This is a genomic window from Thermoleptolyngbya sp. M55_K2018_002 (genome assembly GCF_015295965.1).
In the GTDB taxonomy this organism is placed as follows: Bacteria; Cyanobacteriota; Cyanobacteriia; order Elainellales; family Elainellaceae; genus Thermoleptolyngbya; species Thermoleptolyngbya sichuanensis.
On record NZ_DVEA01000004.1, the window covers coordinates 1 to 14034 of the forward strand.

A 14034-nucleotide genomic window follows, 5' to 3' on the forward strand; every position below is an offset into this window, starting at 1 on the left:
GCAAGATGCGCCCTTTGCCGATGAGTTTGACTATGCCGTGCTGGGGCCAATTCATCTTGGCGTGGGACCTTTTGAGGAAGTGGCGTTTTTTCATCGGCGATCGCACTCCCTCCTGCTCACCGATTCCATTGTCTCAATTCCTGCTGAGCCGCCGCCTGTGGTGCAGCTTGACCCATTTCCGCTGCTGTTCCATGCCCGTGATCGCGCTTCGGAAGTCCCCGAAGACACACCCACCAACCGCCTCAAAGGCTGGCGGCGAATTGCGCTATTTGCCTTTTACTTTAGCCCCGGAGCACTGGAGGTCCCCCCCTGGGGTGAGGTGTTTGCAGAGGCAAGACAGGTGGGCGATCGCTCTCGGCGCAACTATTTCGGACTCTATCCTTTTCGCTGGAAACCAGGCTGGGAACAGTCCTTTGATGCCTTGCGCCAAGACGGACGGCTACTCGTCGCCCCCATTCTGCAAAAGCTCATCCTCAACCGCGCCCCCCAGCAAACGCTAGACTGGGCCGCCAGGGTCGCAGGCTGGGACTTTCACCGCATTCTGCCCTGCCACCTGGATGCGCCGCTGCTGGCAGATTCACGTCAGTTCCGCCGTGCCTTTACATTTCTAGAAAAGCCGCTCCCCACAGCGGGCACGCCATCGGCTGCCCTGCCCGAAGCGGACTTGGAGCTTCTGAATCGCCTGGATAATGGATTCAGCCGCCGGGGTATCTTGCCCGCTGCCAAGGAACCCGTTTGAGATTTTAGGGGTCAGGTGCTAAATTTCAACGGCTGGAGAGTAGCTTGGTTTGAACACCTCGCCCTTCCAAGCTCTAAAACCTGACCCCCAGTTGATATCGGCTGCTAATTGATATCGGCTGCTCATCTATTGCGCGGCTGCTTCCCGCGCCGCAGTTGCCTCGTCGGGATGAATGCCGAGACGAGTCAGGTTGATCCGGCCGCGCTGGTCGATCTCGCGCACTTTCACGATCACCTCATCGCCAACGGCGACTTCATCTTCGACCTTGCCCACGCGATAATCCGCCAGTTGCGAAATGTGGATCATGCCCTCTTTGCCGGGTAGGAATTCCACAAATGCGCCGATGGGAATGATGCGCGTCACTTTGCCCACATAGACATCGCCTGCGCTGAGCTTGCGGGTCATGCCCTCGATGATGGCGCGGGCAGCCTTTGCCTTTTCGCCGTCGATGGCAGAAATGGTGACGGTGCCATCGTCCTCGATATCGACCTTGGCTCCGGTCTGCTCGGTTATGCCCTTGATGGTCTTGCCGCCGGGGCCGATAACCATGCCGATAAATTCGGGGTCAATTTTGATCGTCAGCAGGCGCGGTGCATAGGGCGACAGTTCCGCACGGGGCTTGTCGATGGCGGCTAGCATTTTTTCAAGGATGTGCAGTCGGGCGGCGCGGGCCTGGTTGATCGCGTCCGCCACGACCGAGACGGGCAGCCCCGTAATCTTCATGTCCATTTGCAGCGCCGTGATGCCCGTGTCGGTGCCTGCCACCTTGAAGTCCATGTCGCCGAGAAAGTCTTCGATGCCCTGAATGTCGGTCAGGATGCGGACTTCATCTCCTTCTTTGATCAGCCCCATAGCGGCTCCGCTGACGGGCTTGGAAATGGGCACGCCCGCATCCATCAGCGCCAGGGTGGAGCCACAGACCGACCCCATCGAGGTGGAGCCGTTGGAAGACAGCACCTCGGATACGACGCGGATAACATAGGGGAAGTCCGACTTTTCGGGCAAAACTGGCACCAGCGCCCGCTCTGCGAGGGCCCCGTGGCCGATTTCGCGACGGCCGGGCGATCGCATCGGTTTTGTTTCCCCGACCGAGTAGGGCGGCATGTTGTAGTGGTGCATGTAGCGCTTTTCTTCGTCAGGGTGCAGGTCGTCCATTTCCTGCGCGTCGCCTGGGGTGCCCAGCGTCACCACCGACAACACCTGGGTTAGCTCCCGCTGAAACAGGGCGCTACCATGCACCCGGCTGGGCAAAACCCCTGTGCGGCAGCTAATCTTGCGGACTTCATCCAGCTTGCGCCCGTCTACGCGCACCCCGTCTTCGATAATTTGCTTCCGCATCAGCCTTTTGGTGACGCTCTTAAACACGGTGGGCAGGGCTTTGGGGTTGGCTTCGGCTGCTATGCGAATGGGGCTGTCTTCGGGCATTTCTGCGATTTCAGCAGCAACGGCGGCTTTCACTTCGTCCAGCTTTTCGTCACGCTCGCCCTTTGTGTATTCAAAGTGCGTCAGGATTTCTTTGATCGCTTGCGTGGTGCGATCGCCAATAAAATCTTCTAGCGTAGAATCGACTTCTGGCTCCGCTTCTTTCACCAGTTCGATGCCCAGTTCCTTGATCAGGTCAAGCTGTGCCTGGATCAGATCGCGCACCGCTTCATAACCAAAGTCGATCGCCTCGATCATGTCCTGCTCCGGAAGCTGGTTTGCGCCCGCTTCCACCATGATCACGCCTTCCGGCGAACCTGCGACCACCAGATCGAGATCGCCTTCTTCAATCTCTTTGTAGGTGGGGTTGATAATAAAGTCGTCGCCAATTAGCCCGACACGCACCGCCGCCATTGGGCCATTGAAGGGAATCTTGGCCAGCAGCGTGGCAATTGAAGCACCCGTGACGGCCAGCACATCGGGCGGCACTCGCTCATCCATCGACATCGTAGTGGCCACAACCTGAATGTCGTCCCGCAGCCATCCGGGAAACAGAGGGCGCAGGGGGCGATCGATTAATCGACTCACGAGCGTTGCCTTTTCGGGGGGTCGCCCCTCCCGTCTCAAAAAACCACCTGGAATCCGCCCTGCCGCGTATAATCTCTCTTCGTAATCTACCAGCAGCGGCAAAAAGTCGATTCCCTCTCGCGCTGAGGCACGGGTCGCTGTCACAAATACGGCGGTATCTTCTGACTGCACGAGCACTGCGCCGCCTGCTTGGGGAGCCAATAGCCCCACCTTCAGCCGAATATCCCTGCCATCGAAGGATATCGACTTGTCAATTTCGTCGAACATGAAGCGATATTTCCTTTTACTTGCCTGACTTTTTTCTTTCTCTCGCAATCGTAGCGCAATCCCAGCAGGGATGAACGTTGCCGCTTGCGAACGCAAATATCCGTTTCAATCTGTTGCAGTTTGCTTTGCAAATGAGGCGGCGATCGCCCCTAGTCCGCACCTCCCGCCCCTGCAAAATAGCGACCTATTTATCATCATTGTCGGCTTTGCAAATCCTCTAAATCTGGTCGGGACTTACGCACTTGCAATAAGCGCTTTGGGCTTTGGACAATTTCTCGCGGGCTGCGCCCGCGAGAAATTGTCCAACTGTGTAAGTCCTACTGGTTTTAGGAACCAGGATCAGCAGGTTCTTGAGGGCATTGTCTGACCGCAAGGGAGCAAGCTGAGAGACCTTTCAACCCGCAAGGCGATCGTTTCTTTTGAGGCTCTATTCTGAGCATCTCGCTTGCCAATCAGAATCTTGCAGTCAACCCGTCTCAACTCAGCCATCCGCCCCATTCAGTCAGACAAAGATCAGGCAAAATCGCGATCGCAGTTGGGATTTTTAGAGCGACTCATTGCCAAATCCATAGGGTGAATGCGAGGGTTGCTTTCACCGCAGATTCAGCGTTAGGTCTGAAAGGAGAGTCGGGCAAATTGAAGCGATGGGTCGAATCATTGTGAGAATTTGTATGCTGCATCACCTTGATCCACCAGGCCAAAAAAGCCAGCCCGTGATTCTCATCACCAGATTCGGACCAATGAAAAAATGCAAACCGGTCTTTTTGTACTACAAGACAGGGGCTTTTGAGGTTCGCGGTTTTCAGAATTTCTTTAGAAGTTTAGTGGCAAAATGTAGCGGATCGACACAATATGTCGCGGGCAGACTTTGCCCTTTCCTGAGTAGGTTTCCTAATCAGCCCTGGTTTACAGATTTGTTGCGATCGCCCGTTTGCCCATATTTAGAAATATTCAGGGCGATCGCCCCCTTGCTAAATCAAGATTTTTGCACGATCCACTTTGCGATTTCCAGAGTTCGTAGGATAATTCAGGAAATAGTTTAGGTTTAAAGCTGCCCTTCTTCGTCGTCCATTTCTTTCCAAGAACACGCAGATTCTCATATTGCGGGTGCCCTCTAGAGAGAAATAGCCTGGGTTTAAATAGCCCCAAGAAGCGTCGATTTTTTTGGGTTTTAACCTGACTAAACCTGAGCCTCGGTTCTGTCTAAAAACATGGAAAACTCGTATTCAACGAGTGAGGAGACTTATGGAATCACTAGCATATATTCATGCTGCGGTTGCCTACGAAGACCCGAATCCGGCTCCTGAACTTCAGGTAAGCCTGGAAATTCCTAGCTCGGTCTGGCTGGGAACCCTCTCTACCGCAGTCGTCGTATCTGCCGTTGGCGGCGTTGCGCCAGAAGCCCAAGCTGTGGTTCGCTTCGGCGATACCTGCCTCCAGGTAGGCGACGTGCAAAGCGCCCTTGCTTCGGCGGGCTTCAGCCCTGGCTCCATTGACAGCGTTTTTGGCTCCAACACGCTGTCCGCTGTCAGACGGTTTCAGTTGTCGAAGGGGCTTTCCGTGGATGGCGTAGTCGGCCCGGCAACCGCCAGCAGCCTCGGACTGAGCGGCTCGATTTACAACGTAGGCGTTAGCTGCGGCACTGGCGGCCCTGGCGATGATGGGGGGCCGGATTTCGTCAGAGTTTCGACCAATGGCAGCCCCTTGACCGTCCGCAACGGCCCGGGAACTGGCTTTGCGCCCATCGACTATCTGTCCAACGGCACGGTGGTTCGCGTGGTGGGCTCCTCTGGCGGCTGGTATAACATCTCAGGCGGCGGCTGGATTTCGCGAGCCTGGACATCTGAAAGCAGCGGTGACGACGGTGACGGCTCTAGCGGCGGCGGCGGCAACTACTTCGTCTCTACTAACGGCGGCACGCTGCTGGTTCGCAACGGCCCGGGCACTGGGTTTGCCGTTATTGATGAACTCTTCAACGGAACATCGGTCACCATCGTCGAGATTTCAGGCGGCTGGGGCCGTCTGTCTGGCGGCGGCTGGGTGTCGATGTCCTGGCTCAGCCCTGGCGGCAGTGGCGGCGGTGGCGGTGGCGGCGGTGGCGGCAATTATTTCGTGGACACCAACGGCGGTACGCTGCTGGTTCGCAACGGCCCGGGCACTGGTTTTGCCATTATTGATGAGTTGTTTAATGGAACACCGGTCACGATCGTCGAAGTTTCAGGCGGCTGGGGTCGTCTGTCTGGCGGCGGCTGGGTGTCGATGTCCTGGCGGCGGCATCGGCGGCTACTATGTCTCCACCAACGGCGGCACGCTGATCGTCCGGAGCGGCCCTGGTCTTGGCTATCTAGATATCGACGAAATCGCCAATGGCAGTTACATCGACATCGTAGAAATCTTTGGCGGCTGGGGTCGCTTAGCTGATGGCGGCTGGGTGTCGATGGATTGGGTGGCTTACGAGTAAGCTTCTTCTCAAGACTCCGTTTTAAGGTCAGGACTTACGCACTTGCGATAAGCTTTCTGGGCTTTGGACAACTTCTCACGGGTGCAGCCTGCGAGAAATGGTTCAACTGCGTAAGTCCTAAGGGTGAGGAGTGTAGAATCCTAGTTCTACACTCCTTTTTGCTGCTTTCAATGTCGTCAGAGATGGATTTCCTGAAGACTTTCAATCACGATGCTGGCTCCTGCCAAGCCGGATACAGTAGCCGGATTGCGGGCGATGCCGATACATCCGGCCGATCGAGCGGCGATCGCCAACTGCACGTCCGCCTGAGAATCGCCCACGACCAGCGTTTGTCCTGGCAACACGCCCAATTTTCCACAAACCTGTTCCAGCAAAATCGGATCGGGCTTGCTCGGCCCCTCCTCTGTTCCCTGACACACCTGCAAATAGGGTGTGAGTGCGTAGCGGTCGACAAAGTCCACCACCTGAGCCGTCGTATCCGACGACAAAATCGCCAGCTTTAGCCCTGCACCCGCCAGCCGTTGCAGCGTTTTTGCCACGTCTTTGTAGCAGGGCGTGTGGTCGGCCTTGCGAGAAAAGGACTGATCTGCCTCCTGAAACGCTGACTGAACGAGCGCCAGCGACTCTAGCCAGCCGCGTCCCGTTTCCGAAACGTAGGCGGCGGCCGCAATCTCGTTTTCGCGGCGAGTGCCTACGGCCATTAGTCCAGCCGGATTTAACTGATCCCCGTCCAGCCCAAAGGAAAGCTGGAGCGGACTTTCCACGCCAGGAACGCGGGCATCAATCAAGCGCGATCGCCGCTGGGCCAGCACCCGCAGAAAATGCGCCGAATCTGCCAGCGTGCCGTCTTTATCGAAGACCACCGCCTGCACGTCTGGAAACATCACCGAGCCACACTGAATCAGCATCCTTGCCCCAAAAGCACACCAACTGCGTCAGTCCTAACAAACAAAAAGGAGGGACAATCCCTCCTCAGTTAGAAGCGTCTCTATCTGAAACGCCAACGATTAACATGCTGTGATCAATCCATTCTGTAATCAGTCCATTTGCCCTACCGCACTGAGCCTATAGCCTCAAGCAGTCAGGACTCCGAATGCTAGACGCTTACTCAGCAGCCAGCAGCACTTCTTCCACTTCGTAGTCTGCTGTCTCCGAAAGCCCAGCATCAGCCGACTGCGCGGGCTGGAGCTTCTGCTCTCGCCAGCGGGCAGCCATCTCCTCCGCCTTCTCGTAAACCACATCGGGGTTTTTCACCATGTCGCCCGGTTCGGGTTCAAGCTGCTTGGTAGACAGCGAAATCCGTCCCCGCTCAGCATCTAGGTCAATAATCATGACCTTCACTTCGTCGTTTTGATTAAAGACGCTATGCGGCGTGTCGATGTGGTCGTGAGAGATTTCGGAAATGTGCAGCAGACCGCTGACCCCGCCGATGTCGATGAACGCACCGTAGGGCTTTAGACCACGCACCGTGCCGACCACCACTTCGCCCACTTCCAGGCGATTCATCTTGCGCTCCACCAAGGCGCGGCGGTGGCTCAGCACCAGACGGTTGCGCTCTTCGTCCACTTCCAAAAACTTCAGGGGCAGTTCTTCGCCCACTAGGTCTTCCTTGGGTTTGCGGGTGCTGATGTGGGAGCCTGGGATAAAGCCGCGTAGCCCTTCAATCCGCACTAGGGCACCGCCCCGGTTGGTCGCAAACACAGCAGAGCGAACCGTTGCGTCTTCTGCCTGGAGTTGACGAACACGCTCCCACGCCCGCATATACTCAATCCGACGAATAGACAGCGTTAGCTGGCCTTCTTCGTTTTCGTCGGTGAGGATATAAAACTCACGGGTTTCGTTGGATTGCAACACCTCATCTGGCGCATCGATGCGGTTGATCGACATCTCCTGGATGGGGATGTAGGCGGCCGTTTTAGCGCCAATGTCAATCAGAGCGCCCCTCGGCTCCAAACTAAACACCGTCCCCGCCACAATATCACCGGGGCTAAAGTGATAGTCATACTGGTCGAGAAGAGCGGCAAAGTCTTCGTGCGTAAAACCAATGTCTACTTTTTCCTGATTGACCATGCTAATCGTTTCCTAGTGTTCGTCTCCGTAGTTTTTGTTGGGCCGACATTCTCCTTAAGCTAATGCACAACATGCCTGACCGCCGCCTGCATCAGCTAGCGCTGGCCTGACAGATGTACACCCAAAGGGGCGTAACCAGATACTCCAAGATTCTGCGTTTTAGACGCTGATTTTTCAGCCGCCTTCTATTGTAAGCGCAGCACCGAAGTTGTTGCTAACCCTAGGAGATCTATCATACCCCACGGTCGCCCTTCAGGTAGCCAGACTTTTGCGGAATTCTTGTATAACTTTGCAATTTTCTCGCGCGTGGGGGGCTGTCTGGGTGAAACTCGCGCAAACAGGGCTTCATTGAGCGGCTGGCTGCTCCAAATTTGCAGCAGACTCATGGGTGAACGGGGCTTGCGTGGGCGAACGTTCAGTGATTTGTCTTATGGGTTTGTCTTATGGGCCTGTCTTAAGGGGCTTGTCTCAGTGGTTTGTCTCAGGGGCTTGTCTCAGGGGCTTGCCTCATAAGACACCCAGTTCGTCTTCCTGCTCAGAGGGGTCTAGAACTGCGGGGGCGATCGCCCCTCTCCGCTCAGACTTGCTGCCGTTTCCCAACGCGCCCTGAAGCTGGTTGAGCGTGTCTACAAAATCTCGAATGCCGCGAAACTGACGATAGACCGAGGCAAAGCGGATGTAGGCGACTTCATTTAGCTCTTGCAGCCGATCCAGCACCAGTTCGCCAATTTCCTGGCTGGGCACTTCGCGCACGGAGCGCTGCTGAAGTTCGGCCTCGATTTCGTCTACCAGATTTTCTAGTTCTAGATGGGGAATACCCGTTTTTTCGCAGGCCCGCATGATGCCGCGCAGCACCTTTGAGCGGTCGAAGGATTCCCGTGCGCCGTTCCGCTTGACCACGATCACGGGCACAAACTCAATGCGCTCGTAGGTGGTGAACCGTCGTCCGCAGCTCAGGCACTCCCGTCGCCGTCGGACGCTTTGCCCCGACTCGGCCGAGCGAGATTCCAAAACGCGGTTGTCGGTAAATTGACAGAAGGGACACCTCATGGGAACCGCCTTTTAGGCAAGGTTATACAGAATATAATGACATGGGCTTGATCTGGGGTGCGGCTGTGGTTTCACGGGGATTCTCGGTGAGCAGGGCGATCGCCCCCCACCCCCAAGCGCCAGAACAGCCCTCCGGCAATTCACCCGGCGATCCACTTGTTGATCCACTTGGCAATCCACTGGAGTCGATTCCTGAAGCACCCAATCCACGGCTTGCGTCCTTTGGCTGTGTCATGATACTCCAGTTTTCAAAATTTCTAACATAGACTTTGAGGCGAGTTTATTGAGCTATTGGGCGGCGCTGCTGGGGCGCGATCGCTCGACCCAGGCGGGCACATAGCACCAGGCTTTTTGCAGTTCCCGATCCAGCCGTTCATAGTCGGGTTCTTTTTTGCCCACCAGCGCCCAAAACTGGGCGGAATGGTTCATGTGAACCGTGTGGCACAGTTCGTGAATAAACACATAGCGCACCAGCGGCGCAGGCAAAAACAGCAGCTTGGCATTTAGGCTAATGGTGCGTTTGCTGGAGCAGCTTGCCCAGCGAGTCTTTTGCTGGCGGACAGAGGCGCTGGTGTAGGGCAGGTCAATCTCGCGGCTCACCTGCCGCAGCCAGGGCAAAAAGTGGTAGGTCGCCTTGCGGTTGAGCCAGCGCCGCAGGAGCGATTGGCAGCTTTCCAAATTCTCCGTCGGGCCGTGGACGTGAAGCTGGCAAGGGCTGCGGGTGGTGGCCGTGAGATGGGTTCCAGGGGCAGGCGCGTAGATGACGGTCCAGGTTTCGGGGAGCGATCGCAGTTGGATCTCTTCCGGCAAGGGCTGCACCACGTCCAGCGGCATGGTTTCCTGGCGATCCAGAAAACGCTGTCGCGTCCGCACGATCCATTCCCGTCGCCGCTCCACAATCTCCGGCACCTGGCGCGGGTCAACGCTGGGGGGAATGACGATTTCCACGTCGCCCCAATGCGAGACATGAATATTGATATTTTTGGCCCGCTTGCTGACGCGAATGCGGTAGTTTAAGCCGTTTGAACTCCCGTTTGAACTCCCGTTTGAACGGGGTAGAGAATCGCCTGCCGTGTTTGCACCCAGCGCCCCCTGATGGCCCATTGCGCCCCGCTCTCTTGGTTGGCTAAACGCATCGCTCATAAAAACTTGTCTAATCCACGAAAATCCTGAATCAAGCCGACTTCAGAAAACCCCGCTCCACAAACTCCAGCAAGATTTTGCGATGGGGCTGGCCCAGCGGACGCACCTGACCCGCCCGTGCCGAGTAGCGATCGCCCCGCTGAATATCCTCCAGGCTGAGCAGGCCCAAGTCCCAGCCTTCATTCAACTGCAAGCGGTCTACAGGCACGTCCAAGCGACCGTGAAACACATGCCGCACCACGTCTTCCAGGTCATACCGAGCAAACGGCTCCAGCAGCGCGGGCGCGTAGCCAATTTCCTCCAGCAGTTCGCGCCGCACTGCCACATCGGGCGCTTCATCCGGCTCGACATGTCCCCCAAAGAAACCCCAGCAACCAGGGTAATAGATCCCCGGAATATCGTCCCGCAGTTGCAGGAGAAACTGACCGTCTTGATGCAGAATGGCGATCGCCACATGAACTTGAGACATAAGTGAATTTGGGCTAGGCGCTAAGGTTCTGCCCCCACGCTATCGCCCGGTGCAGGCTTCAGCAAGCCCACCAGGATTCGCAGCAGCGCCTCCAGATCTGCCGGAACCCGGTACAGGTTGAGATCCTGCGTTACCTGTCGTGTCTGTCGGTCAAATTGGCCGAACTGCCAGATGCTTCCGGTCGATACTGCCCCCGGCAGCACCCCTTGCTCCGACTCGATCCACTGATCCAGCGCAATTAGCTCTACTGCTAGCTGCACAAATCCCCGCTCCAGGTCTTCGTTTTTGGCTTCAATTACCAAAACTGTCACGTCCGTTTGCAGAAAATAGTCCAGCGATCCCTTAAGCTGATTGCTCACCGCCACTGGGTATTCTACATTCAGCAATGCTTGCGTGTAGTGCAGCACATCCGTCAGCACAGGGGCAATCAAAAACTCGCGCCGCGCCGCTTCACTGGTCAGGCTGAGTCGGGGGAGACTCTCTTCAATGCGCTGTTGCAGGCTATCTAGTCGATCCAGTTCTCCTCTATAAGGCGAAAAGGCGATCGCCCGCTTCTGGAGCGTCACCCCAAAATGAGCCAGAATATCCCTCGGCGCAAAGTTGAGCCTGAAATAATCTGCAAACGTGTAAGACTGATCGGGCTGGAGGATGGGGGCTTTAGGCATGGGAGGAATGGTTGGGGAATCGAGCAATTAGAAACAGGATGCTTGAGTGACGTAGAAATTGGCTCTAACGCTGACTTAGTATTCTGTGTATTCTGCCTCAGTATGCTGCGACGGTTTACTTTCGCGTCCTTCACAATACAATCTCCTCCCCACGCTCCGTAAAGCGGACAGACTTCACATTCCACTCAGGATTTTTCATCAGGGTTTCGCGCAGGCTGCCAAACAGCGCAAACTGTTCGCACGCCGACAGGGAAACGATCTGCCGCTTTGACCCCGGCACTAGGCGCAGATCGATGGTGGCTTCGCCCGTTTGGGCATTCAGGCTGACGCGATAGCCGCCCAGGTCAAAGTCACCATCGCCCTGTTTTTCCAGCACCTTGCCCACGGCCGCCTGCATCGGCTGGTCGGCGGGCACCTGCACCTGCTCTGGCACAAAGTTCACGCACTGGTCATCGGCCTGGTAAACCGTGACCGTGGTCAGCCGGGGGGCGGCAGTGGGGGAAATCGGTGCAGCGAGGGACTGGGGTGCGGCGGGGGCGGCGGGCGCGGCGGGTTTCTCGGAGCTTCCAGGACTGGAATGGTCTGGGGAAGATGCTGCGATGGGTGTGCGAGTTGGCGACTGGGGCGATGCAGCGTTGGGCGGGGGGGCTGTGCGGCTCCCGCAGCCTGCCAAAAGCAGCACAGTCAGCAGGAAAAGCAGGCAGGCAGAAAGTTGGCGGGTTGGGGCGATCGCCCTTGGCATTCGGTTCACCCCCAGTTTCAGCGCTCTCGGTTTCATACAGGAAATTTCATGACAGGGTTCTAGACGGATCGAACAGCAGGGTTTGGTAGCGGGAAGGCGGCGGAGAAGGGCGATCGCCCCAAACTTTGCGGATTCTACCGAATCGGGCGCGGAGGAAGTAGAGCAATGGTCTAAACTCTAAATCGTATTGCATATGACCATTATGGTGACCCCAAACTGGACGCGCCGCCATGTCCTTTCGCTGGCCGACTTTTCGCCTGCGGAATATGACACCGTGCTGCAAACGGCGGCCAGCTTCCGCGAAGTGCTATCTACCCGCACCAAAAAAGTGCCCGCCCTCCAGGGGCAGGTGATTACTAACCTGTTTTTTGAGTCCTCCACCCGCACCCGCAGCAGCTTTGAACTGGCCGCCAAGCGCCTCTCTGCCGACACGCTCAACTTCGCCCCTGGCACGTCATCCCTCACCAAGGGCGAAACTATCCTCGACACAGCGAAGACCTATCTGGCAATGGGCACGGATATGATGGTGATTCGCCACAAAGACGCAGGCGTGCCCCAGGCGATCGCCCAGGAAATGGATCGGCTCAATACCCATGTCGGCGTACTGAATGCGGGCGACGGCCAGCACGAACACCCCTCACAGGGACTGCTCGACCTGTTTACTCTCTGCACGCTGCTAGATCATGACCATCCCCGCGTGGATCTGCTGCGCGGCAAGAAAATTGCGATTGTGGGAGACATTCTGCATTCCCGCGTGGCCCGCTCCAATCTCTGGAGCCTGACCACCAGCGGCGCAGAGGTTCACCTGGCCGGCCCGCCCACGCTGCTGCCCCACTGGTTTGCAGAATTTGTGAAACCGCCGTCGAAAAAAGCGGGGGAGCAGGCTAACCCAACTCCCCAACCCTCTATCTTGCCGCCGACCATCCACTGGGAACTCGATCCTGCGCTCGAAAACGCCGACTTTGTGATGGCGCTGCGATTGCAAAAAGAGCGGATGACCAGCCACCTGCTGCCCAGCCTGCGCGAATATCACCAGCAGTTTGGCATTACGGGCGATCGCCTCCAGCGCTGCAAGCCCAGCGTCAAAGTGCTGCACCCCGGCCCGGTCAATCGCGGCGTGGAAATTAGCTCCGAACTGATGGACGATCCAGACTTCAGCCTGATTTCGCAGCAGGTGACCAGCGGCGTGGCCGTGCGAATGGCGCTGCTTTACCTGATGGGCAGCGGCAAAGGCTGAGGGCTATCCCTGCCAGACAAACACCTTGGCCTCAAACTCGCCTAGGTCGGTCATCAACTGGTCGTCGCCAGACAGCACCTCGTAGTTGCCTGTCCATTCGTGCCAGATGCCATTGGCAGGGAAGTTGGGCACGGTGTAGCCTGCCAAAAACTGGTCAGAGAAGTTCGCCACCACCGCCACGCGAGAGCCTTCGTTGTTCCAGCGGGTATAGGCCAACACCTTGACTTCAGGATTTTCGTGGAAAAACTCGACGTTTTCGGTGTGCAGAGCGGCGTTATGTTTCCGCAGCGCAATTAGCCCCTTGTAATAGTCAAACAAGCCCTGGTTCAGGTCGTTACTCAGCAGCGTCCAGTCAATCTTGGCGGGATCGGGCGTTTTGTACTTGTACTCTCCAAATTCCTCGCCCATCCACAGCATCGGCACGCCCATCGCCGTCATCAGCAGCGCTGCGCCCAGCTTCACGCGACGGAATGCGGCTTCGTCAAAAATTTGGCGATCGCTTAATTCTGCCATCACATGATTATGGTCGTGGTTGGTCAGATAGTTCACCACATTGGTCGCGCCCATAAAGCCTTGGCGCTTGGCATCAATGACATCCTTGAGCGCTTCCAGATCAAAAGTATCGCCCGTGATGTGGGCCAGCACCGTGTGATAAAAGCTGTCGTGCCAGCAGCCATCCATCGGCCCGTCTACATTGGTAATGCTCGTGGTTTCGGGAATGTGTTCAGCAATGTTAAAGAATGGTTTTGCGCCTGCGGTTTCCTTGGCTTCATGCGTGATCCAGTGCATGAAATCATAGTTCGCAATCTGACGCGCCGCATCATACCGAATACCGTCCAGATGGTATTCGCGCACCCAGTAGCGCACCGTATCACCAATGAAGCGGCGAGCAGGATAGGTTTCCAGATTTTCATCGTAGTGTTCGTAGTTAAACTCTGGACCCCAGTTGTTGTCGGGATCGCGTGGCTCGTGGTGATACCAATAGTCGTGGTCGATCTGCGTCAGAGGCGATGAGGCTTCTGAGTGGTTATAGATTCCGTCCATGATGACGCGGATGCCCCGATGGTGACACTCGTCGATCAGCCGTTTCAGGTCGGCAGTGGAGCCGTAGCTCGATTCGGTGGCGAAAAAGTGGCGCGGGTTGTAGCCCCAGCTATAGTCGCCGGGATATTCCTTCACAG

The 14034-nt window shown here is 56.7% G+C and carries 14 protein-coding genes; 5 read left to right on the forward strand and 9 right to left on the reverse strand.

The window, feature by feature from the left end; all coding sequences use genetic code 11:
• Nucleotides 1-739, forward strand: a 739-nt coding sequence (locus IGS51_RS00055) for a DUF4336 domain-containing protein (protein WP_297074713.1), incomplete at its 5' end; no start/stop codon positions are given.
• Between the two features lie 126 nt (nt 740-865).
• On the opposite strand, the gene IGS51_RS00060 is transcribed toward IGS51_RS00055, so the two are convergent.
• Nucleotides 866-3016, reverse strand: coding sequence for a polyribonucleotide nucleotidyltransferase (locus tag IGS51_RS00060; protein WP_297074714.1), 2151 nt, complete (start codon nt 3014-3016; stop codon nt 866-868).
• Nucleotides 3017-3086: 70 nt separating this feature from the next.
• Here IGS51_RS00060 and IGS51_RS00065 point away from each other — a divergent pair, with 70 nt between their 5' ends.
• On the forward strand, nt 3087-3383 hold the full coding sequence (locus IGS51_RS00065) for a hypothetical protein (RefSeq protein WP_297074715.1): 297 nt from the start codon (nt 3087-3089) through the stop codon (nt 3381-3383).
• An 878-nt stretch (nt 3384-4261) separates the two neighbouring features.
• Complete coding sequence (locus IGS51_RS00070; RefSeq protein ID WP_297074716.1) at nt 4262-5437, forward strand: SH3 domain-containing protein; 1176 nt, start codon at nt 4262-4264, stop codon at nt 5435-5437.
• A gap of 216 nt (nt 5438-5653) precedes the next feature.
• On the opposite strand, the gene IGS51_RS00075 is transcribed toward IGS51_RS00070, so the two are convergent.
• The 3 genes from IGS51_RS00075 to nrdR form a co-directional block, all read right to left on the reverse strand.
• The gene (locus IGS51_RS00075) at nt 5654-6385 is read right to left on the reverse strand and encodes an HAD family hydrolase (RefSeq protein WP_297074717.1); all 732 of its coding nucleotides are present in this window, start codon (nt 6383-6385) and stop codon (nt 5654-5656) included.
• 196 nt (nt 6386-6581) lie between these two features.
• Nucleotides 6582-7547, reverse strand: coding sequence for a 30S ribosomal protein S1 (locus IGS51_RS00080; protein ID WP_297074718.1), 966 nt, complete (start codon nt 7545-7547; stop codon nt 6582-6584).
• A 507-nt stretch (nt 7548-8054) separates the two neighbouring features.
• A complete protein-coding gene (gene nrdR / locus IGS51_RS00085; RefSeq protein WP_297074719.1) occupies nt 8055-8597 on the reverse strand; it encodes a transcriptional regulator NrdR in 543 nt (180 codons plus the stop codon).
• Between the two features lie 41 nt (nt 8598-8638).
• Here nrdR and IGS51_RS00090 point away from each other — a divergent pair, with 41 nt between their 5' ends.
• Entirely contained in the window at nt 8639-8863 is a 225-nt protein-coding gene (locus IGS51_RS00090) for a hypothetical protein (protein WP_297074720.1), read from the forward strand.
• Between the two features lie 22 nt (nt 8864-8885).
• Here the strand turns inward: IGS51_RS00090 and IGS51_RS00095 are convergent, their stop codons facing one another.
• The 4 genes from IGS51_RS00095 to IGS51_RS00110 all read right to left on the reverse strand — a co-directional run bounded on the left by IGS51_RS00095 (nt 8886) and on the right by IGS51_RS00110 (nt 11652).
• Nucleotides 8886-9740 carry a M48 family metallopeptidase gene (locus IGS51_RS00095; RefSeq protein WP_297074721.1) on the reverse strand — a complete coding sequence of 285 codons (855 nt, stop codon included), beginning with the start codon at nt 9738-9740 and terminating at the stop codon, nt 8886-8888.
• A 31-nt stretch (nt 9741-9771) separates the two neighbouring features.
• Nucleotides 9772-10209: an NUDIX hydrolase gene (locus tag IGS51_RS00100; protein WP_297074722.1), complete on the reverse strand. Its 438-nt coding sequence runs from the start codon at nt 10207-10209 to the stop codon at nt 9772-9774.
• A gap of 20 nt (nt 10210-10229) precedes the next feature.
• Complete coding sequence (locus tag IGS51_RS00105) at nt 10230-10874, reverse strand: hypothetical protein (RefSeq protein WP_297074723.1); 645 nt, start codon at nt 10872-10874, stop codon at nt 10230-10232.
• A gap of 130 nt (nt 10875-11004) precedes the next feature.
• Nucleotides 11005-11652 carry a hypothetical protein gene (locus IGS51_RS00110; RefSeq protein ID WP_297074724.1) on the reverse strand — a complete coding sequence of 216 codons (648 nt, stop codon included), beginning with the start codon at nt 11650-11652 and terminating at the stop codon, nt 11005-11007.
• Between the two features lie 166 nt (nt 11653-11818).
• Between IGS51_RS00110 and IGS51_RS00115 the strand changes: the two genes are divergently transcribed.
• Nucleotides 11819-12853 carry an aspartate carbamoyltransferase catalytic subunit gene (locus IGS51_RS00115; protein WP_297074726.1) on the forward strand — a complete coding sequence of 345 codons (1035 nt, stop codon included), beginning with the start codon at nt 11819-11821 and terminating at the stop codon, nt 12851-12853.
• Between the two features lie 3 nt (nt 12854-12856).
• Here the strand turns inward: IGS51_RS00115 and IGS51_RS00120 are convergent.
• Nucleotides 12857-14034 (reverse strand): alpha-amylase family glycosyl hydrolase (locus IGS51_RS00120; protein ID WP_297074727.1); only part of this gene is annotated, 1178 nt, incomplete at its 5' end.

Bases quoted from the DNA above. Each gene is read 5' to 3' on its own strand.
- IGS51_RS00060 (WP_297074714.1), bottom strand. From the start codon at position 3,016: ATGTTCGACGAAATTGACAAGTCGATATCCTTCGATGGCAGGGATATT.
- IGS51_RS00065 (WP_297074715.1), top strand. From the start codon at position 3,087: ATGAACGTTGCCGCTTGCGAACGCAAATATCCGTTTCAATCTGTTGCA.
- IGS51_RS00070 (WP_297074716.1), top strand. From the start codon at position 4,262: ATGGAATCACTAGCATATATTCATGCTGCGGTTGCCTACGAAGACCCG.
- IGS51_RS00075 (WP_297074717.1), bottom strand. From the start codon at position 6,385: ATGCTGATTCAGTGTGGCTCGGTGATGTTTCCAGACGTGCAGGCGGTG.
- IGS51_RS00080 (WP_297074718.1), bottom strand. From the start codon at position 7,547: ATGGTCAATCAGGAAAAAGTAGACATTGGTTTTACGCACGAAGACTTT.
- nrdR (WP_297074719.1), bottom strand. From the start codon at position 8,597: ATGAGGTGTCCCTTCTGTCAATTTACCGACAACCGCGTTTTGGAATCT.
- IGS51_RS00090 (WP_297074720.1), top strand. From the start codon at position 8,639: ATGGGCTTGATCTGGGGTGCGGCTGTGGTTTCACGGGGATTCTCGGTG.
- IGS51_RS00095 (WP_297074721.1), bottom strand. From the start codon at position 9,740: ATGAGCGATGCGTTTAGCCAACCAAGAGAGCGGGGCGCAATGGGCCAT.
- IGS51_RS00100 (WP_297074722.1), bottom strand. From the start codon at position 10,209: ATGTCTCAAGTTCATGTGGCGATCGCCATTCTGCATCAAGACGGTCAG.
- IGS51_RS00105 (WP_297074723.1), bottom strand. From the start codon at position 10,874: ATGCCTAAAGCCCCCATCCTCCAGCCCGATCAGTCTTACACGTTTGCA.
- IGS51_RS00110 (WP_297074724.1), bottom strand. From the start codon at position 11,652: ATGAAACCGAGAGCGCTGAAACTGGGGGTGAACCGAATGCCAAGGGCG.
- IGS51_RS00115 (WP_297074726.1), top strand. From the start codon at position 11,819: ATGGTGACCCCAAACTGGACGCGCCGCCATGTCCTTTCGCTGGCCGAC.